The sequence below is a fragment of the Sediminihabitans luteus genome (assembly GCF_002797595.1).
GTDB classification, from domain to species: domain Bacteria; phylum Actinomycetota; class Actinomycetes; order Actinomycetales; family Cellulomonadaceae; genus Paraoerskovia; species Paraoerskovia lutea.
The window spans coordinates 63,546-82,697 of record NZ_PGFE01000005.1; the positions used below are offsets into that span (position 1 = coordinate 63,546).

Here is a 19,152-nt window from a genome sequence, read left to right on the forward strand (position 1 = left end):
CGGAGGAGGTGCGCTGCGCCGCGCGGCCTGAGACCACTCTGGAACGCGGGCAAGCATCAGGGAAGACGGAGTTGCCTATGCACCGGATCAGTCCCGTGGATGACCGTCCGGCTGCTGCTGCACGGGCTCCCGCAGCGCGTCGGCGATCGACCTCACCCCGCCGTGGGACGTCATGCCGCCGTCCACGGTGATCTCCGCGCCGTCGACGAACGACGCCCCGTCGCTCAGCAGGAACGTGACGAGCGCTGCGACCTCGTCCGCCGTGCCCGTCCGGCCGAGAGGGGTCTCGGCGATGTTCGCGTCCCGGAACGAGGCCGGTGCCGACGCCGTCATCGGCGTCTCGACGTACCCCGGGTGGATCGTGTTGACGCGGATCCCGGCCGGCCCGAGCTCGAGGCAGGCGACCTTCGCGAGACCGCGCAGCGCCCACTTGCTGGTCGTGTACGCCACGGGGACGTGCCCGGTGAGGGCGGCGACGGACCCCACCATGACGATGGACGACCCGGGGGGCATGAGCGGCACGCAGTGCTGGATCCCGAGCAGCGGTCCCACGACGTTCACCTCGTGGACCTGCAGGAGGTCCCGGGGAGTGACGTCGAGGAGCCTGGCGCGCCAGGTGATCCCGGCGTTGTTGACCAGCCCGTCCACGCGCCCGTGGGTCGTCTCCAGGTCGGCCGCGAGCACTTCCCACGCGCCCGCGTCCGTGACGTCGTGACGACGATAGTCGGAGTTCCCGAGGTCCTCCGCGGGCGTGGCGGGCAGGTCGAGCGCGATCACGTCGGCCCCGGCGCGATCGAGTGCGCGTGCTGCCGCGGCGCCCTGGCCGCGCGAGGCTCCGGTCACGACGACGACCTTGTGCCGGAGGTCCGCCCCGGGGTTCCGTGCTGTCCGTGTGGTCATGCACCGACCTTCGGTGTCGGTGGCGTGGCATGACAATGCATGATGTCGATATGACATCCATCAGTCGCAATGATGCGGCCGCCTCGGATCCCCTCGGACGCGCACCGCGGACGGCGGCGCTCACCAACCTCGACCTGAACCTGCTCGTCGCCCTCGACGCGCTGCTGCAGAACCGCAGCGTCACCCGGGCCGCCGCCCAGATGGGTCTGAGCCAGCCGGCGCTGTCCGCCTCGCTCGCACGGCTCCGCCGGCACTTCGACGACCCGCTCCTGAGCCGTCGCGGGAACGAGTACCACCTCACGCCGCTCGCGCTGCTGCTCCGGGACCGGGCCCGCACCGTCCTGGCCGGCGTCGAGCGGGTGTTCGCCGCCGAGCCCGTGTTCGACCCGGCGACCTCGACCCGCGAGTTCACCGTCGTGGCGAGCGACTACAGCGTCGCGACGCTCGGGCCGCCGCTCGCCGCGCTGCTCGAGCGCGAGGCGCCGGGGGTCCGGCTGCGGTTCGTCGGCAACACGCCGTCGCTCATCGACGACGCCGCCCACGCGCTGCTCGGGTACGACCTCATCCTGCTTCCGCACGGCTTCATCGGCGAGCTGCCCCACGCCGACCTCCACGAGGACCGCTGGGTCTGCCTGGTCGCGACCGGCAACACCGCCGTCGGCGCCGCGCTGAGCGTCGACCAGCTGCGCGCGATGCCGTGGGTCATGACGTTCCACAGCCCGACCGCCTCGACCCCCGCGGCCCGCAGGTTGCGGATGGCCGGGATCGAGCCGCGGATCGAGGTCGTGACGGAGCAGTTCCTGACCGTCCCCGCCCTGGTCGCGGGGAGCGGACGCGTCGCGGTGCTCCAGGAGCGTCTCGCGGTCTCGCTGCCCGCCGACGTCGGCGTGCGGGTCGTCGAGGTGCCGGTGGACCTCGGCTCGCTCGTCGAGGCGATGTGGTGGCACCCGGTGAACGACCGTGACCCGGAGCACGAGTACCTGCGGGACGTCGTGCGCCGGGCCGCCGCCGTGGTGCGCTAGCCGAGGTCGGCGTCCGCGAGGTCGCGCTCGACCTGCGCCCGCGTCTCGAGCAGCAGCGGGAGCAGCACCGGGGTCAGGCGGCGGACGAACGTGTCGGCCCGGGTCGAGACCGTCACCGCCCCGACCGCCCGGCCCCACCGGTCGTGGACCGCGGTCCCGACGGCGGCGACGCCGCGCTCCGTCTCCTCGACGTTCACGGCGTACCCGAGCGTGCGTGCCGCGCGCACGTCCACCAGCAGTTTCGCCAGCGACTCCGCACCCGGCCCGGGGGGAGACCCGGCCGGGTAGAGCTGCCGGACCTCGTCGTCGGGGAGAGCGGCGAGCAGGGCCTTGCCGCCCGACGCCTCGTGGGCGGGCATCACGACCCCGTCCCGGTCGTGGGTCGCGTCCTGCGTGCTCGCCCGGACCGTCACGAGGAACCGGACGTTGCGGCCGACACGGATCATGAGGTTCGCGGACTCGCCGCTGCGACGCGACAGGACCTCGAGGTGCGGGAGGCACAGGCGTCGCAGGTCACGCGCCCGGTCGGCGCCCGCGGGCGCCGCACCCAGCGACGGCCCGGGGAGATAGGCGCGCGCGTCGTCCTGCACCGCGAAGCCCCGGAACACCAGGGTCTGCAGGAGGCGGTGCGCGCTCGAGCGCGAGACGCCGAGCTGCTCGGCGGCGTCGACCACACGGAGGCTGCCGTAGTCACGCAGCATCTGGAGCAGGCGCAGCCCACGGTCGAGCGACTCCACGGCGGTCGGCGGACGCTCCGGGAGCGGGGGATGGCGGCGATCGTTCCTCACAGCAGAACATCCTCGCTCATCGACCATCGGCCCTCCTAACGTCCCCGCCATGGTTCACGACGTGGTGGCACATCCAGAGGCAGTGGTCGTCGGCGGAGGCATCGGAGGGCTCGCGACAGCACTCGCGCTGCGGCGCCGCGGGAGAGCGGTGCGCCTCCTCGAGCAGGCGGACGAGTTTGGCGAGGTCGGCGCCGGCCTGCAGCTCGGCCCGAACGCGACACGGATCCTCGACTCGTGGGGACTGCTCGACGCGGTGCGCGCCGCGGGCGTCGAACCCGGGCGTCTCGTCCTGCGGGACGCGACGACCGACGCCGAGCTCGCCGCGCTCGACCTCCGGGGGACGTTCCGCGAGCGCTACGGCGCACCGTACGTCGTGATCCACCGCACCGACCTGCACCGGATCCTGCTCGAGGCGTGCGCCGACGCCGGCGTCGAGCTCGTGACCGGCGCGCAGGTCACGCACGCCACCCAGGACGCTCACGGGACGCGTGTGAGCACCGCCGACGGCCGCACCGTCGACGCCGACGTGACGTTCGGTGCCGACGGCCTGCGGTCGGCGCTGCGCGACTCGATCGTCGGCGACGACGTCGTCGCGTCCGGCTTCGTCGCGTTCCGCGGCACCGTCCCGATCGACGAGGCCCGCAGCGAGAGCGCGCTCGACGACGTCGTGTGCTGGGTCGCGCCGGACGCCCACGTGGTCCAGTACCGGCTTCGCGGCGGGAGCGTCCTGAACGTCGTCGCGACGTTCCGGTCACCCGGCTTCGACCGCGGGGACGCGGACTACGGGACGACCGCCGAGCTCGAGGACGCGTTCGCCGCGTGCCACCCTCGCGTCCGGGCGGCGGTCGCGCACGTGGGCCGGCAGCGGCGCTGGCCGCTGTTCGACCGCGAACCCGCCGACCGCTGGGGATCGGGGCGCACGGTCCTCGTCGGCGACGCAGCGCACCCGATGCTGCAGTACCTCGCCCAGGGCTGCTGCCAGGCGCTCGAGGACGCTCGGACGCTCGAGCTGATCCTCGGCGAGCAGGACGCCGCGGGCCCGACGACCGACTGGCCCGAGGTCGTCCGTCGACTCACGCAGGCCCGCATCCCGCGGGCCGCTCAGGTCCAGCGGCGTGCCCGCACGTTCGGGGAGGTCTGCCACGCCGGCGGTGCGGCGCGGCTGCTGCGCAACGAGCTCCTCGCCCTCGCACCGGACCTGACCGGCTACACGGACTGGCTCTACGCCGGGACGGTGGCCGACCGGCTCGGCGACCGCGCCCCGGCCGAACCCGCCCTGAACGCCTGAGCACCCGACCCTTCGACCGACGGAGAGACCCATGAGACTTGCAGTGCTGGACGAGAGGATCCCGGTCGTCGTCCGCCCGGGACGCGTGATCGACGTCAGCGACGTCGTCGGGACGACGACGAGCGTGGCGGGCCCCTGGGGCGCCTGGCTCGAGGCCGGGCACGGCCTCGCCGAGCTCCTGGCGCTCGACCTCGACGACCGACCGGGCGCACCGCTGGAGACGGCGCGCCTGTCCGCGCCCCTGGCCCGTCCCCGCAAGATCGTCGCCGCACCCGTCAACTACCTCGACCACAAGGTCGAGATGTCGGAGCAGCGGTCGATCGCCGACTACGGGGTGTTCCTCAAGGCGGGCACCTCGGTGGTGGGCCCGGGGGGCACCGTCGAGCTGCCGTACGACGACGTGCGCACGGACCAGGAGGGCGAGCTCGCGCTCGTGATCGGTCGGACGGCGCGCCACGTCGCTCCCGAGGACGCGCTCGGTCACGTCTTCGCGTACACGTGCGGGCTCGACGTCAGCCTGCGCTCGACCGAGGACCGCTCGACCAGGAAGTCCTTCGACACGTTCACGCCGCTGGGCCCGTGGCTCGTCACGGCGGACGAGGTGCCGGACCCGGACGACCTCGAGCTCCGGTGCTGGGTCGGCGACGTGCTCCGGCAGAGCACCAGCACCGCCGAGCTGATCTTCCCCGTCGCGGACCTCGTGGCGTACGCGTCCTCGGTCATGACCCTCGAGCCGGGGGACGTGGTCCTCACGGGGACCCCGGCGGGGGTCGGGGCGCTTGCGGACGGCGACCGGGTCCGGCTCGAGATCTCGTCGATCGGGACGCTCGAGGTGGGTGTCACGGCGGCGGCGGCGACCCCGTACGCGTCGCGTCCCCAGGGCCGCAGGCCCGTGGCGGGCGGGGGGAGCGGGCGATGAGCCACGACGACGGGACGGTCACGCCCGCGGCATCCGGGCAGCCCGAGCCGAGCCCCGCGCTCGACCGGTTGTACGAGGACTTCGCGCGCAACAGCACGGCACCCCTGTGGACGCAGACGAACGACCTCATGCCGCTCGTGCCGACGCCGGCCGCGATCCCGTTCGTCTGGCAATGGCGCGAGCTGGTCGACATCGCGCGGCGCGCGGGCGACCTCGTCCCCGTCGGGCGTGGTGGGGAGCGGCGAGCGATCGGTCTCGCGAACCCCGGTCTCGCGCCGACGGCGTACGCGACGCCAACCCTGTGGTGCGCGATCCAGTGGCTGGGGCCGTACGAGACGGCCCCCGAGCACCGCCACGCCCAGAACGCCTTCCGGTTCGTGGTCGAGGGCGAGGGCGTCTGGACGGTCGTGAACGGCGACCCGGTGCGCATGAGCCGTGGCGACCTGCTCCTCACCCCGGGGTGGAACTTCCACGGTCACCACAACGACACGGACAGCCCCATGGCCTGGATCGACGGCCTCGACGTCCCGTTCGCGCACGACATGGACCTGGGGTTCTTCGAGTTCGGGTCCGAGCGAGTCACGGACGAGGCGTCGCCGCCGTTCTCCCGGTCGGAGCGGCTCTGGGCCCACCCCGGCCTGACGCCCCTCTCCGCGCCCGGACCGCAGCACTCCACGCCGATCGCCGCCTACCGGTGGGAGCACACGGACGCCGCGCTGCGCGAGCAGCTCGCGCTCGAGGACGAGGGCCACCCGGCCACGGTCGACCAGGGGCACGCCGCGGTCCGCTACACGAACCCCACCAACGGTGGCGACGTGCTGCCCACGATCCGGTGCGAGTTCCACCGGCTGCGGGCGGGCGCCCGGACCCCGACGCGTCGCGAGGTCGGCTCGTCCGTGTGGCAGGTCTTCGACGGGTCGGGCACGGTCGTCCTCGACGGCGAGCGACGAGACCTCGTCAAGGGCGACCTCTTCGTCCTCCCCTCCTGGACGGCCTGGTCGCTCGAGGCCGAGGCCGAGTTCGACCTCTTCCGGTTCTCGGACGCCCCGATCGTCGAACGCCTCCACTTCCAGCGGGTGCACCTGCCCGACACGGACGGGCGCGTGCCCGGCCCGAGGGCCTGACGGCGTGGCCGCGCGGACGGTCCGGGCGACCGATCCCCGGGTGCTGGACGACCTCCTGCTGGCCCGGCGGGGGACGGCCTACTTCTCGCGCGTGCTCGGGAGGCTGAGCGACGCCGACCTCGAGGAGCCGTCGCTCGTGGACGGGTGGCGACGGCGGCACGTCGTCGCCCACGTCGGCTACCACGCCCGGGCGCTCGCGCGCGCGGTCGAGGAGCTTCGGACGGGCTCCCCGGCTCCGTCGGCGGAGGCGGACGAGGCGCGGGAGGTCGAGGTCGACCTCGGTGCGTCGCTCCCCGCGGTCGCGCTGCGGCACCTGCACGCGCACGCCGCGGTCCACCTGGACGTCGAGTGGCGCGACCTGGACGCCGACCGGTGGGGCGACGTGCTGACGCTCGGCGACGGGCGCCAGGTCCCCGTGGCACGGACCCCGCGCGAGCGCGCCGAGGTCGTCTGGCTCGGCGCCCTGCGGCTGGGGTCCGGGGCGCGGGCGGTGGACCTTCCCCCGGAGATCGCGCAGCGCGCGTCGACGTCGTTCAGCGCATGAGCGCCGTGGGTCCTGCGGTGCTCGCCCGGACGACCAGCGTGGGCTCGAGCACGACCGCCCGGTGCACGTGGTCGGCACCGGCCCGCGCCTCGGCGAGCACGAGCTCCGCCCCGGCGCGTCCCATGGCCTCGCCGGGCTGCGCGACCGTGCTGATCGGGATGGGGGAGTCCCACGCCGCCTGGTTGTTGTCGTAGCCGACGACCGAGACCTGGCCGGGCACCTCGACGTCCGCCGCGGTCAGCGCGTGGACGATCCCCGCCGCAAGGAGGTCGGTGGCCGCGACGACGCCGTCGACCCGACCCGCGCGCACGTCCTCGACGAGACCCGTGCCGACCGCCCACCCGTCGGACCTGTTGACCCCGTCGGGCGTGATCGTGCGCACGTGGGTCGCGCCCGACGCGCTGACGACGTCGGTGAAGCCCCGCTCGCGGTGCCGGATCGGGTCGAGCGTCGTGGGCCCGCCGACGAACACGAGACGGCGTCGGCCCGTGTCGACGAGGTGCTGGGTCGCGAGGCGTCCGCCGAGGGCGTTGTCGACCGACACGCTGCACGAGCGGGCGACGGGCACCGCGAGGTTGAGCATGACGGTCGGCGCCGACCGGGGCGTCCCGCCGGCGATGGCCGCGTAGTGCTCCTCGTCGTTGAGCGTCAGCAGGATGCCGGCGACGCGGGCCTGCGTGAACGTGCGCAGGTAGCGCGACTCGCGCTCGAGCCGGGTGTCGCTGTTCGCGATCATGAGCGTGTGGTCCGCCTCCTCGGCCGCGGCCTCGGCGCCGCGGGCGACGTCGACGAAGAGCGAGTTGGCGAGGTCGGGCAGGATGATCCCGACGGTCCGGCTCGACCCGGCGGCGAGGGTCCGGGCGTTGCCGTCGGGCAGGTACTCGAGCATCGCCATCGCGCGCGCGACCTTCTCGGCCGTCGCCGCGGAGACCCGGTCGGGGTGGTTGAGCACGTTCGAGACCGTGCCGAGCGACACGCCCGCGAGCGCGGCGACGTCACCGATCGATGGTCGGGACCGGGGGTTGCCCATGGCTGCACGCTCCTTCTCGCTGCGCTGGGCAGCATAACGCTGATTGATCCGCTTCATACGACGGTCGAATAGACCCACGTCAGCGAGCATCCCCGGCCATCGGCCGGATGTCGGGCGCCAGACCCGCTTGCCATCGACGTGTGCTGCACCATAGCCTCTCGGATTGAAGCGCTTCAATGGCGGAGCGACGACTTCAAGGAGGAAGTGATGAACTCTCAGACCCAGCGTCGCTCGACGCTCGCAGTCACGGCGGTCGCAGCACTCGTGCTCAGCCTCACCGCCTGCTCGTCCGGCGGATCGGACGAGGCCGGATCGAAGGCCTCGGGGGACTTCGAGTACCTGTCCCTCGCCGAGAACACCTCGGTCAAGGACGCGCTCACGACGCTCAGCACGGGGGCCTGCGCGGCGCCCGAGGCGACGTCGGCGCTCACCGTCACGACGCAGCCCCAGGCGAGCTTCGACCAGCAGCTCCAGCTCCTCGCCGGTCAGGGCGCGTTGCCGACCATCTTCGCCACGGGCAACTCGCCCGAGGTCATCAAGGACATCCACGGCGCCGGCCAGCTCGTCGACATCGGCGCCGAGCTCGACGAGCTCGGCAAGTCGGACGCGATCATCCCCGCGGCGCGCTCGACCATCGAGGCGCTCTACGACGGCGAGGACTACGTCCTGCCGACCGAGTTCAACGTCGAGGGCATCTGGTACAACAAGACGATCTTCGCCGACCAGGGCCTCACCGCCCCGACCACGTGGGACGAGCTCGTGTCCGACGCCGCGGCGCTCGCCGACGCCGGCGTGACGCCGCTCGCCGCGGCCGGCAAGGACGGCTGGCCGCTCACGCGTCTCGTCGGCAACTACATCTACCGCGAGCTCGGGCCGGACGCGCTGCAGAAGGTCGCCGACGGCGACGCGAAGCTCACCGACCCCGAGTACGTCGAGGCCGCGGCGAAGGTCGCCGAGCTCGGTGCCGCGGGCGGGTTCGGCCCGTCGGTCGGCTCGATCGACTACACGACCGCCATGAACCAGTTCCTCACCGGCAAGGCCGGCATGTACTACATGGGCAGCTGGGCGCTCGCGAACTTCAACGACGAGGCCCAGAACACGGTCGGCGCCGACAACATCGGCTTCGTGCCGTTCCCCGACGTCGAGGGCGGGGTCGGCGACTCGACCCAGCTCGCGGCGAACATCGGCGTGCCGCTCGCGATGTCCGAGAGCACGTTCGACGACGGCGCGGCCGACTGGCTCGGCTGCATCGCGGACAACTTCGGCACGACCTCCCTGCAGGACCAGGGCGTCGTGACCGGGTTCGCCGCCGAGAAGGGCGACGACCTGCCGGCGCTGACCTCGACGGTGCTCGACCAGATCGACCAGGCCGACACGACCGTCCTGTGGTTCGAGGCCCTGTTCAACCCCAAGGCGACCACGACGTCGACGTCGAACGCCCAGCTGCTCGTCACGGGGCAGATGAGCCCCGAGGACTTCATGGCGGCCGTCCAGGCCGACCTCGGCTGACCTGATCCACCGCGCGGGCGCCCGTCGGCGACGGGCGCCCGCGTACCCCGGAAAGTAGAGAACCCATGCGACACGTCCTCGGCGACAAGCGCGCCATCGCACTCCTGCTCGGCCCCGCGCTCCTGGTCTACACGCTGGTCATGCTCGTCCCCGTCGTGTGGTCGTTCGGCTACACGTTCTTCGAGGGCAACGCGATCACCGGGTTCGAGCCGGTCGGCCTGGACAACTTCACGCGCCTCCTGCACGACCCCGACGTCCGCACCGCGACGTGGTTCACGGTCCGGTTCGCCGTGCTGCTGACCCTCGTCCAGGTGATCGTCGGCTACCTGCTCGCGCTGTTCTACGTCTTCGTGCTGCGCAGGTCGTCGGGCATCGTGCGCACGCTCGTGTTCTTCCCCGTCGTGCTGCCCACGGTCGCGGTCGCGCTGCTGTTCCAGCAGCTCTTCGAGTCCGCCCCGCGCACGGGGCCGGTGAACGCGCTCCTCGAGGCGGTCGGCATCGGCAGCGTCGACTGGTTCGCGAGCGGGACGACGGCCTTCTGGGTCATCATCGCGATGGAGACCTGGCGCTCGATGGGCTTCTACGCCGTGCTGCTCTACGCCGGCCTCGTGGACATCCCCGAGGAGACGCTCGAGTCGGCCCGCCTCGACGGCGCCTCCGGGTTCCGCCTCGTGCGCCACATCGTCGTGCCGCTCTCGCTCCCCGTGCTGCTGTCCGCCGTGATCTTCTCGATCAACGGCACGCTCAAGGTCTTCGACTCCGTGCTCGCGCTGACCAACGGCGGCCCCGGCAACCAGACCACCCCGCTGACGCTGTACATGTACCAGACGTCGTTCACCTACGGCGAGTACGGCTACGGCAGCTCGATCGCGCTGCTGCTCACGATGTTCTGCCTCGTGGTGACCCTCGTGATCTTCCGTTCGAGCCGCCGCGACCTCACGAAGGCCTGACCCATGTCCCAGACCATGACCCCCGCCCGCGTCACCCCGCCCCCGGCGCCCACCGACCGTCGTCAGCGTCGTCGCCGCCCGCCGCACGTCGTCCGACGCTCGATCTGGACCGGCGCGCTGACGGCCTTCGTGCTCGTGATCGTCGTGTACCCGCTCGTGTGGCTCGTGCTCGGCTCGCTCAAGACCCAGTCGGAGTTCCTGAACAACCCGACGTTCGCGCTGCCCGAGAGCTGGACGAACTTCTCCAACTACGTCACCGCCGTGACGGACGGCAACCTCGGCACGTACGCCCGCAACAGCGTCCTCGCGGTGTTCCCGTCGCTCGCCATCACGATCCTGCTGGGCGTCGCCGCCGGCTTCGCGCTCGAGGTCATGGTCTGGAAGGGGCGCGGCACGACGCTGCTGCTGTTCCTCGCCGGGATCATGGTGCCCGGGCAGATGATCCTGCTCCCGCTGTTCACGATGTACTTCGAGGTCGGGATCACCGGCACGCTGTGGCCGCTGATCATCACCTACTCGGCGATCGGGCTGCCCCTGACGGTCTTCATGATGGCGACGTTCTTCCGCAACGTCCCGCGCGAGATCTTCGAGGCCGCGACGCTCGACGGCGCGAACATCTTCAGGACCTTCTTCTCGATCGGGCTGCCGCTCGTGCGCAACGCGATCTTCACGGTCGCGCTCGTGCAGTTCTTCTTCATCTGGAACGACCTGCTGATCGCCCTCACGTTCACCAACCGCGACGACCTGCGCACGATCCAGGTCGGTCTGCTGAACTTCCGCGGACAGTTCGGTCAGGTGGACTACGGGCCCACGTTCGCGGCGATCTGCCTCAACGTGTTCGGCACGCTCGCGATCTACCTGTTCCTCAACCAGCGGGTCATGAAGGGCATGACCGCCGGATCGGTGAAGGGCTGATGCCCGGCGCCGTCGACCTGCGCGTCGAGCACCGGCCCGACGGCCTCGGCGTCGGGGACCGCAGCCCGCGGCTGAGCTGGCGGCTCGAGGGCCTCCCGCACGGCGTCGAGCAGGTCGCGCACGAGATCGAGGTCGCCCGCGACGGGGACGAGACGTCCCGCACCACGGGGCACGGGTCCGGCACGTCGCTCGTGGACTGGCCCGGGGCGCCCCTGCGCAGCCGCGAGCGGTCGCACGTGCGCGTGCGCTCGACGCTCTCGGACGGCACGACGACGCCGTGGACCCCGCCGCTCGTGGTCGAGGCCGGACTCGACCCGCAGGACTGGGCCGAGCCGTTCGTCTCGCCCTCGACCGAGGCGTCGGCCGACGGTCCGCGGCCCGCGCACCTGCTGCGCGCCCGGCTCGACGTGCCCGCCTGGGCCGTCCGGGTGCGCGCCTACGTGACCGCGCACGGCGTGCACGAGCTCGAGGTCGACGGCGAGCGCCTGGGCGACGACGAGCTCGCACCGGGGTGGAGCAGCTTCGAGCACCGGCTGCGCTACCGGACGATCGACCTCGACGACGTCGTGCGTCCCGGCACCGGGTCGGTGCTCGGGGTGTGGCTCGCGGACGGCTGGTACCGCGGCCGCCTCGGGTTCAACGGCGGCCTGTGGGACGTCTACGGGCGCGACGTCGCCGTCCTCGTCCAGGTCGAGGCGCACCGGGCGGACGGCCGGGTCGAGCGGCTGCCGCTCGAGTGGCGCACCGCGCCGGCCCCGGTCGTGGCGACCGGGCTCTACGAGGGCGAGACGCACGACGCGCGGCTCGAGCAGCCCGGGTGGTCGCTCCCCGGGTTCGACGACTCGGCGTGGGAGGTACCCACGACCCTCCCGCGCGAGCTGTTCACGCACGCGCTCGAGGAGCCGCCCGGGCCGCCCGTGCGGGTCACCGAGGTGCTGCGCCCGGTCGCGGTCGAACGCCGCCCCGACGGCCGCGTGCGGCTCGACTTCGGCCAGAACGTCTCGGGCCGGCTGCGCGTGAGCGCCGCCGCGCCGCGGGGGCACGTGCTGCGCCTGCACCACGCCGAGGTGCTCGAGGGCGACGCGCTGGGAGTGCGTCCGCTGCGCTCGGCGACCTCGGTCGACACGTACGTGTTCGCCGGGACCGGCGAGGAGACCTGGACCCCGCGGTTCACGCTGCACGGGTTCCGGTACGCCGAGCTCGAGGGGTGGCCCGACGGCGCGGACCCCTCGACCGTCGAGGCGCTCGTCGTGCACTCCGCGATGACCCGCACCGGCTGGTTCGCGTCGTCCGACCCGCTGCTCGACCGGTTCCACGAGAACGTCGTGTGGAGCATGCGCGACAACTTCGTCGACCTGCCGACCGACTGCCCGCAGCGCGACGAGCGTCTCGGCTGGACCGGGGACATCCAGGTGTTCGCCCCCGCGGCGGCGTTCCTGCACGACAGCACGGGCGTGCTGCTGAGCTGGTTGCGTGACCTCGGGGCCGAGCAGCGCGCGCAGGGGACCGTGCGCAACTTCCACCCGTGGCTCGAGTGCGGGTTCCCGGCGGAGCCCGCGGCGGCCTGGGGGGACGCCGCGGTGATCGTCCCGTGGACGCTGTACGAGCGCACGGGCGACCTGCGGATCCTGCGCGACCACGTCGCCAGCATGGCCGCATGGGTCGACCAGGTGGACGCCCTCACGGGCGGCACGGGCCTGTGGGACTCGGGCTTCCAGCTCGGGGACTGGCTCGACCCGGCCGCCCCGCCCACGCGTCCCGGCGACTCCGCGACCGACGCGCACCTCGTCGCGACGGCGTACCACGCGCGGTCCGCCGCGCTCGTGGCCCGCACGTACGAGCTCCTCGACGAGCCCGCGCAGGCCGACCGGTGCGCCGCGATCGCGGACCGTGCGCGGGCCGCCTTCCGGTCGACGTTCGTCTCGCCCGCGGGCCGCGTGGTGAGCGACACGGTCACCGCGCTGTCGGTCGCGATCTGCTTCGACCTCCTCGACGAGCGGCAGCTCGCCGTCGCCGGGGCGCGGCTCGTCGAGAAGGTCGTCGAGAGCGACCACCGGATCAGCACGGGGTTCGTCGGGACGCCGCTCGTGTGCGACGCGCTCGCCCGCACCGGTTCCCCCGACACGGCCTACCACCTGCTCCTGCAGACGGCGTGCCCGTCGTGGCTGTACCCGGTCACCATGGGCGCGACCACCGTGTGGGAGCGCTGGGACTCGATGCTGCCGGACGGCACGATCAACCCCGGCGAGATGACGTCGTTCAACCACTACGCGCTCGGGGCCGTCGTCGACCACCTGCACCGCGTCGTGGGCGGCCTCGCGCCGGCCGCGCCCGGCTACCGGCACGTGCTGTTCGCGCCGGTCCCGGGGGGCGGGCTGACGCACGCGTCGGCCGAGCACCTCTCGCCCCAGGGGATGGTCCGCTCGGCCTGGCGCCGCGAGGGCGACGTCCTGCACCTGACCGTCGAGGTCCCGCCCGGGGCACGGGGAACGGTGCGCCTGCCCGACGGCTCGGCGCCCGTCGAGGTCGGCCCGGGGACCAGCACGCACGCGTGCCGCGTGCGGCCCGCGGTCGACGACCCGGTCGCGCCCCGGCGCTGGAACGTCCACGATCCGCAGGAGAGGCAGCAGATGATCCGCGAGGGGGTCGCGTCATGACCGCACAGGTGCCCGCCCCGGTGCCGGACGACGTCGCGGACGTCGCGCGGCCCGGCGACGTCCGCCCGGCCGCGGTCGCGCTGGTCGGTGCCGCGATGGCGAGCACCGTGCCGGGGGCCGACCGGCCGGAGCTCGTGCTCGCGGACGGACCGAGCGGCCTCGCGATGAACCTGCCCGACTTCTCGGGCAAGGTGCCGGCGACGAGCTTCCCCGCGCCCGTCGCGCTCGCCTCGACCTGGGACGTCGACCTCGTCCAGGAGGTCGCCGCGGCGATCGGCACCGAGGCGCGCGCCGCGGGCGCGCACGTGCTGCTCGGACCGTCGGTCAACATCAAGCGGTCGCCGCTCGGCGGGCGCAACTTCGAGTACTACGCGGAGGACCCGCACCTCGCGGGGCGCGTCGGCGCGGCGTTCGTGCGCGGCGTCCAGTCGGCCGGCGTCGGCGCGTGCGTCAAGCACTTCGCCGTCAACAGCCAGGAGACGGACCGCATGCGCGTGAGCGCCGAGCTCTCCGAGCGGGCGCTGCGCGAGATCTACCTGCCGGCGTTCGAGCAGGTCGTGACGACGTCGGCACCGGCCATGGTCATGGCCTCGTACAACCGGGTGGGGGGCGTGCACGCCGCCCAGCACCCCGGCCTGCTGACGGGCGTGCTGCGCGACGAGTGGGGCTTCGACGGCGTCGTCGTCTCCGACTGGGGCGCGGTCGACGACCCGGTCGCGGCCGTCGCCGCCGGCTGCGACCTGCAGATGCCCGGCCCCGCGCCCGCCGCCGTCGACGCGATCGTCACCGCGGTCGCCGACGGGGACCTCCCGCGCTCCGCGGTCGACACGGCCGTCGCGCGTCTCGACGCGGTCGCGCGCCGCTGGGGCGCCGGGTCCGCGCCCGCGGACGACGACGGGGACCGCGCGGCGCGGCACGTGGCACTCGCCCGCCGTGCGGCCGCCGCGTCGTTCGTGCTCCTGCGCAACGAGGGCGAGACGCTGCCGCTCACCGGGCAGGGCGAGCTGCTCGTCGTCGGCGCCCTGGCGCGCGCGCCGCGCCGCGAGGGCGGCGGCAGCGCCGAGGTCGTGGGCACGAGCGCCGACACCCCGTGGGACGCTCTCGAGGCGGCCTGGCCCGGACCGAGCGCGTTCGCGCCGGGCTACGGTCCCGCTGACGGCGCTGACGGCGCTGACGGCGCCGGTGGTCCGAAGACGGACGAGGACGCGGGCACGAACAGCGACACGAGCACCGACACCGCCGCACGGGCCGCACGGTTGCGCGACGAGGCCGTCGCGCGGGCGCGCGGGGCGAGCGCGGTCGTGCTCGTGGTCGGCACGCCGTCGGGCGAGGACAGCGAGGGCTCCGACCGCACGACGATCGACCTCCCGGCCGATCAGGTCGCGCTGATCGAGGCGCTCGCGGCGACCGGTACGCCGATGACGGTCGTGGTCAACGCGGGCGGCGTCGTCGCGATGCCGTGGCGCGAGAGCGTCGGCGCGGTCCTCGCCGCGTGGCTCCCGGGCTGCGCGGGCGGGGCGGCGCTCGCGGACGTCCTGCTCGGCGTGGTCGGCCCCTCGGGGCGCCTCGCGGAGACGGTGCCGCTCGCGATCGAGGACACGCCCGCCTGGCCGGGGTTCCCCGCGAGCGACGGGCGCGCGCTGCACGGCGAGGGGGTCCTCGTCGGGTACCGCTGGTACGACCGGGCCGACCGTGCCGTCGCCTACCCGTTCGGGCACGGGCTGACGTACACCCGGTTCGGGTACGGCGCACCGACCGTGACGGCGGCGGACGACGCGCACGTCGTCCTCGCGTTCGACCTGACCAACCGCGGCGACCGGGCCGGTGCCGAGGTCTGGCAGGTCTACGTGAGCGACCCCCAGGACGTCGCGGACCGTGAGGTCCGGCGCCTGGCGGCGTTCGGGCGCGTCGAGCTCGCACCCGGCGCGTCGCGCACGGTCGAGGTCGTGCTCGACCGGCGGGCGTTCGCGCGCTGGGACGACCGGACGCACGGCTGGGCGGTATCGGCGGGCGAGCACGTCGTCGCGGTCGGGGCGTCGTCGCGAGACCTGCGCGGCGAGGTGGGCGTCCACCGCGAGGGCGACCACGCGCGCCCCACGCTCACGGAGGGCTCGACGCTGCGGGAGTGGCTGACCGACGACCTCGCCGGGCCGCTGCTCCTCGCCGAGGCGGGCCGCCGCGACCCGAGCGGCGCGTCGGTCGGGTTCCTGAGCGACCCGACGGTGCGCCAGATGATCGGCGACATGCCCGTGCACCGGCTGTTCGACGGCCCGGCCCCCGCGCTGGGGCCCGCGCTGCTCGACGCGGTGCGCGACGGGATCGCCGCGGAGCCTCGCCCCGGGGGCTGAGCATGGTCTCGATCTCGGACGTCGCGCGCGCCTCGGGCGTCTCGGTCTCGACGGTGTCGAACTACCTGAACCAGCCGACCAAGGTCTCGCCGTCCACCGCGTCGCGGATCGCGCGCGCGGTGGACACGCTCGGCTACGTACCGCGGCTCTCGGCGCGCCAGCTGCGCTGGGGGCGGTCCGGGATCGTCGGCATCAGCGTCGTGAACGCGTCCAACCCGTGGTTCGCGCAGGTCGTCGAGGCCGCGGAGGCCGTCCTGGTCGAGGCGGGGCTCGCGGTCGTCGTCGGCAGCTCGCGCGAGTCCGCGAGCCGCCAGGAGAACCTCGTCGGGCTGTTCGAGCAGCTGCGGTTCGACGGCGTGCTCGTCGCACCCTCGGACGAGGACGTCGCGGGGCTCCAGGGCGTCGACCGTCGCGGGACCCCCGTGGTCCTGGTCGACCACGGCGACCCCGACGGGGTGCTGCGCGGCGTCGAGGTCGACCACCTCGCGGGCGGTCGTGCCGCGGCGGAGCACCTCGTGGGCCTCGGGCGCCGCCGGTTCGTGCTCGCCACCGGACCGACGGGCGTGCAGCAGACCGCACGACGCGAGCGCGGGTTCCGCGCCGTCGTCGAGGGCGTCGAGGGGGCGACGCTCCGCGTCGACCGGTCCGCCGACCTCGGGCTCGACGAGGGTGCGGCCGTCGCGCGGCACCTCCTCGCGCAGGGTGACCCGCCCGACGCGATCTTCGCGACCAACGACGTGCACGCGCTCGGGATCCAGCGCGCGCTCCTCGACGCAAGCGTGCGGGTGCCCGAGGACGTCGCGCTCGTGGGGTACGACGACGTCCCGTTCGCGCGCTACGCGGCCGTCCCGCTCACGTCGGTGCGCCAGCCGGCGGCCGAGATCGGCGGCACCGCGGCCCGTGCGCTCCTCGCGCGGCTCGACGCGCACCCGCCCGCCGAGGTGCCCGGGCCCGGGTCGGTGATCGCCCCGCACCTCGTGGCGCGCGCGAGCACGCTCGGGGGCGCCCCCGGTTCGCGCCCGCCCGCGATCGGTGGTCCTCTGGACCCGTGAGCAGCAGCGACGACGACCGACCCGTCCTCCGCGCCGGCCGAACCGCGTGGGCGGTCGTCGGCATCATCGTGGTCGGGCTGATCGCGTGGACGGCGCTCGCGGCGGTCTCGGGCCTCGTGATCCCGCTCGTCGTGGCGACCGTCATCGGGGTGCTGCTGCACCCGCTCGTCGACCGCATGGCGGGGTGGGGCGTACCGCGCGCGGTGGGTGCGGTGCTCGTGCTGCTGGGCCTCGGGGCGATCCTCGTCGGGGCGGTGTGGCTCACGGTCGTGGGCGTGATCGACCAGGGTTCGGAGATCGCCGCGAAGATCACGGCGGCGTTCGGCGTGCTGGAGGACCAGTTCGCGAGCCTCGACCTCGCGTCGGTCGACCTCGACGAGACGAGCCTGGGCGACGGCGTGACGCAGATGCTCGGCGGGCTCGCCGGGTTCTTCGGGTCCGCGTTCTCGAGCGTCGCGGCGTTCCTCGCGGGCACGCTCGTCGCGGTGTTCTTCCTGTACTTCCTGCTCGTCGACTGGGCCCGGTTCGAGTCGTGGGTCGCGACCAAGTCCGCGGTCGGCAGGACGTCGGGCGAGGCGGTCGTCGAGGAGTCGGTGACGACGCTGCGCCGGTACTTCGGGGCGTTGACGACGACGAGCGCGCTGACCGCCGTCATCATCGGGATCGGTGCGGCCGTGCTCGACGTGCCGCTCGTCATGGCGATCGCGCTCGTGACGTTCGTGACCTCGTACATCCCGTACCTCGGGGCGATCTTCTCGGGCGCGTTCGCGGTGCTCATCGCGCTCGGCTCGCAGGGCACCACGGCGGCGATCGTGCTGCTCGTGATCATCCTGGTCGCGCAGAACGTGGTGCAGACGCTGCTGCTGACCAAGCTCACGAGCGACCGCCTGCGGCTGCACCCGATCGTGAGCCTCGGCTCGACGATCGTGGGCGCGGCGGTCGCGGGCGTGCTCGGCGCGATGCTCTCGGCGCCCGTCACGGTGATCGTGCTCGACCTCGTCGCCCACCTGCGTGGACGGCCCACGCGGGCGGCGTCCGAGGCCCTGGACGAACTGCCGGGGGACGGCGGGCGACCGTCCGACGAACCCCCGGGGAACATCGTCGCGGAACCCTGACGAGAGGGCCGAACCGGCGCAAGACTGCGGTTCGTGTACGACGACATCGCGACCATGGCCCGCTACGTCACCCCGCGCGGGGGCCCGCGCACGGGCACCGTCGCCGACCTCGCGCACCCGGTGGTCGTGGTCGGGGCGGCCATGCCCGTGGGCGAGCTCGAGGTCCTGTTCCGGGCCCCCGAGGTGCGCTGCGTCGCGGTCCAGGAGGAGGACGGCCCGCGCACGGGCGTCGTGTCGCGCGCGGGGCTCGCGACCGCGCTCACGGGGCGGCTCGGGTACGGGCGCGCGGTGCTCGAGCGCAAGCCCACGGGCAGCGTGACGCACTGGTCGCCGCTCGTGGTGCGGCCCGGGACGCCGGTCGCGGAGGTCGCGACGCTCGCGATGGCGCGCGGTGACCAGCACCGGTACGAGGACGTGCTGGTCGCGGGGTCGTCGTGGGCGTCGGCGAGCACGTCCGACGTGATGCGTTCGCTCGTCGCGTCGCTCGCGGAGCGCACGACGCACGACCCCGCGACGCGGCTCGCGACGCGCGGCGCGACGTGGCAGGCGCTCGCGCACCGGTGCTCGATGGTCGGCGCGAGCGGCACGCGCGTCGTGCTCGTGCTTCTCGACGTGCAGGGCATGGCGCACGTCAACGCGGCCCACGGCGAGCGCACGGGCGACGCGGTGCTCGCCGAGGTGGCCGCGCGGCTCACCGCCGCGCTGCCCCGCGGCTGCGAGGCCGGCCGCGTCGACGGCGACCGGTTCGCGGTGCTCGCGACCCTCCCGGCGATGGACGACGTCCAGGCCGCGGCGTCGGCCGAGAGCCTGCGCCGGCACCTCGTGGCCGGGGCGCAGGGTGCGGTGCGGTGCGCCCCCGGGCTCGTGGTCGCGCTGCACTCGTCGGTCGTGTGGTCGGTCGCCGCGGGCGCGAGCGCCGAGGACCTCATCCACGAGGGCGAGCGGCGCCTCGTGCTCGGTGCGCGCCCCGCGGGGCTCGCGGCGTCCTGAC

Annotated in this window: 16 protein-coding genes; 13 read left to right on the forward strand and 3 right to left on the reverse strand. The window is 73.9% G+C overall.

Annotated features, from left to right (window positions below; genetic code table 11):
- Positions 1-87 precede the first annotated feature (87 nt).
- Positions 88-900 carry an SDR family NAD(P)-dependent oxidoreductase gene (locus CLV28_RS13175; protein ID WP_100423805.1) on the reverse strand — a complete coding sequence of 271 codons (813 nt, stop codon included), beginning with the start codon at positions 898-900 and terminating at the stop codon, positions 88-90.
- A gap of 50 nt (positions 901-950) precedes the next feature.
- Here CLV28_RS13175 and CLV28_RS13180 point away from each other — a divergent pair, with 50 nt between their 5' ends.
- Positions 951-1,922: a LysR family transcriptional regulator gene (locus tag CLV28_RS13180; protein ID WP_100423806.1), complete on the forward strand. Its 972-nt coding sequence runs from the start codon at positions 951-953 to the stop codon at positions 1,920-1,922.
- Here the strand turns inward: CLV28_RS13180 and CLV28_RS13185 are convergent.
- Positions 1,919-2,710 carry an IclR family transcriptional regulator gene (locus CLV28_RS13185; protein WP_170062675.1) on the reverse strand — a complete coding sequence of 264 codons (792 nt, stop codon included), beginning with the start codon at positions 2,708-2,710 and terminating at the stop codon, positions 1,919-1,921. The genes CLV28_RS13180 and CLV28_RS13185 overlap by 4 nt on opposite strands.
- A 49-nt stretch (positions 2,711-2,759) precedes the next feature.
- Here CLV28_RS13185 and CLV28_RS13190 point away from each other — a divergent pair, with 49 nt between their 5' ends.
- Genes CLV28_RS13190 through CLV28_RS13205 form a run of 4 tightly spaced genes read left to right on the forward strand, consistent with a single transcriptional unit; the run spans position 2,760 to position 6,585 of the window.
- Positions 2,760-3,998, forward strand: a complete 1,239-nt coding sequence (locus CLV28_RS13190; protein WP_100423808.1) for an FAD-dependent monooxygenase — start codon at positions 2,760-2,762, stop codon at positions 3,996-3,998.
- A 31-nt stretch (positions 3,999-4,029) separates the two neighbouring features.
- On the forward strand, positions 4,030-4,917 hold the full coding sequence (locus tag CLV28_RS13195) for a fumarylacetoacetate hydrolase family protein (RefSeq protein ID WP_100423809.1): 888 nt from the start codon (positions 4,030-4,032) through the stop codon (positions 4,915-4,917).
- Positions 4,914-6,041 carry a cupin domain-containing protein gene (locus CLV28_RS13200; RefSeq protein ID WP_100423810.1) on the forward strand — a complete coding sequence of 376 codons (1,128 nt, stop codon included), beginning with the start codon at positions 4,914-4,916 and terminating at the stop codon, positions 6,039-6,041. The genes CLV28_RS13195 and CLV28_RS13200 overlap by 4 nt, the downstream gene beginning before the upstream one ends.
- 40 nt (positions 6,042-6,081) lie before the next feature.
- The gene (locus CLV28_RS13205; protein ID WP_239073169.1) at positions 6,082-6,585 is read left to right on the forward strand and encodes a maleylpyruvate isomerase N-terminal domain-containing protein; all 504 of its coding nucleotides are present in this window, start codon (positions 6,082-6,084) and stop codon (positions 6,583-6,585) included.
- Here the strand turns inward: CLV28_RS13205 and CLV28_RS13210 are convergent.
- Positions 6,575-7,615, reverse strand: coding sequence for a LacI family DNA-binding transcriptional regulator (locus tag CLV28_RS13210; protein ID WP_100423812.1), 1,041 nt, complete (start codon positions 7,613-7,615; stop codon positions 6,575-6,577). The genes CLV28_RS13205 and CLV28_RS13210 overlap by 11 nt on opposite strands.
- Positions 7,616-7,822: 207 nt before the next feature.
- Between CLV28_RS13210 and CLV28_RS13215 the strand changes: the two genes are divergently transcribed.
- From CLV28_RS13215 to CLV28_RS16230, 8 genes are all read left to right on the forward strand, one after another.
- The gene (locus CLV28_RS13215) at positions 7,823-9,124 is read left to right on the forward strand and encodes an ABC transporter substrate-binding protein (protein ID WP_100423813.1); all 1,302 of its coding nucleotides are present in this window, start codon (positions 7,823-7,825) and stop codon (positions 9,122-9,124) included.
- A gap of 65 nt (positions 9,125-9,189) precedes the next feature.
- Positions 9,190-10,074 carry a carbohydrate ABC transporter permease gene (locus CLV28_RS13220; protein ID WP_100423814.1) on the forward strand — a complete coding sequence of 295 codons (885 nt, stop codon included), beginning with the start codon at positions 9,190-9,192 and terminating at the stop codon, positions 10,072-10,074.
- A gap of 3 nt (positions 10,075-10,077) precedes the next feature.
- Positions 10,078-10,989: a carbohydrate ABC transporter permease gene (locus CLV28_RS13225; RefSeq protein ID WP_100423815.1), complete on the forward strand. Its 912-nt coding sequence runs from the start codon at positions 10,078-10,080 to the stop codon at positions 10,987-10,989.
- The gene (locus tag CLV28_RS13230) at positions 10,989-13,646 is read left to right on the forward strand and encodes a family 78 glycoside hydrolase catalytic domain (RefSeq protein ID WP_100423816.1); all 2,658 of its coding nucleotides are present in this window, start codon (positions 10,989-10,991) and stop codon (positions 13,644-13,646) included. The genes CLV28_RS13225 and CLV28_RS13230 overlap by 1 nt, the downstream gene beginning before the upstream one ends.
- Entirely contained in the window at positions 13,643-15,994 is a 2,352-nt protein-coding gene (locus CLV28_RS13235; protein ID WP_100423817.1) for a glycoside hydrolase family 3 C-terminal domain-containing protein, read from the forward strand. The genes CLV28_RS13230 and CLV28_RS13235 overlap by 4 nt, the downstream gene beginning before the upstream one ends.
- A gap of 2 nt (positions 15,995-15,996) precedes the next feature.
- Positions 15,997-17,046, forward strand: coding sequence for a LacI family DNA-binding transcriptional regulator (locus tag CLV28_RS13240; RefSeq protein WP_100423818.1), 1,050 nt, complete (start codon positions 15,997-15,999; stop codon positions 17,044-17,046).
- On the forward strand, positions 17,043-18,161 hold the full coding sequence (locus CLV28_RS13245) for an AI-2E family transporter (RefSeq protein WP_100423819.1): 1,119 nt from the start codon (positions 17,043-17,045) through the stop codon (positions 18,159-18,161). The genes CLV28_RS13240 and CLV28_RS13245 overlap by 4 nt, the downstream gene beginning before the upstream one ends.
- A 33-nt stretch (positions 18,162-18,194) precedes the next feature.
- Entirely contained in the window at positions 18,195-19,151 is a 957-nt protein-coding gene (locus CLV28_RS16230) for a diguanylate cyclase domain-containing protein (protein ID WP_100423820.1), read from the forward strand.
- The last annotated feature ends 1 nt before the right edge of the window (position 19,152 follow it).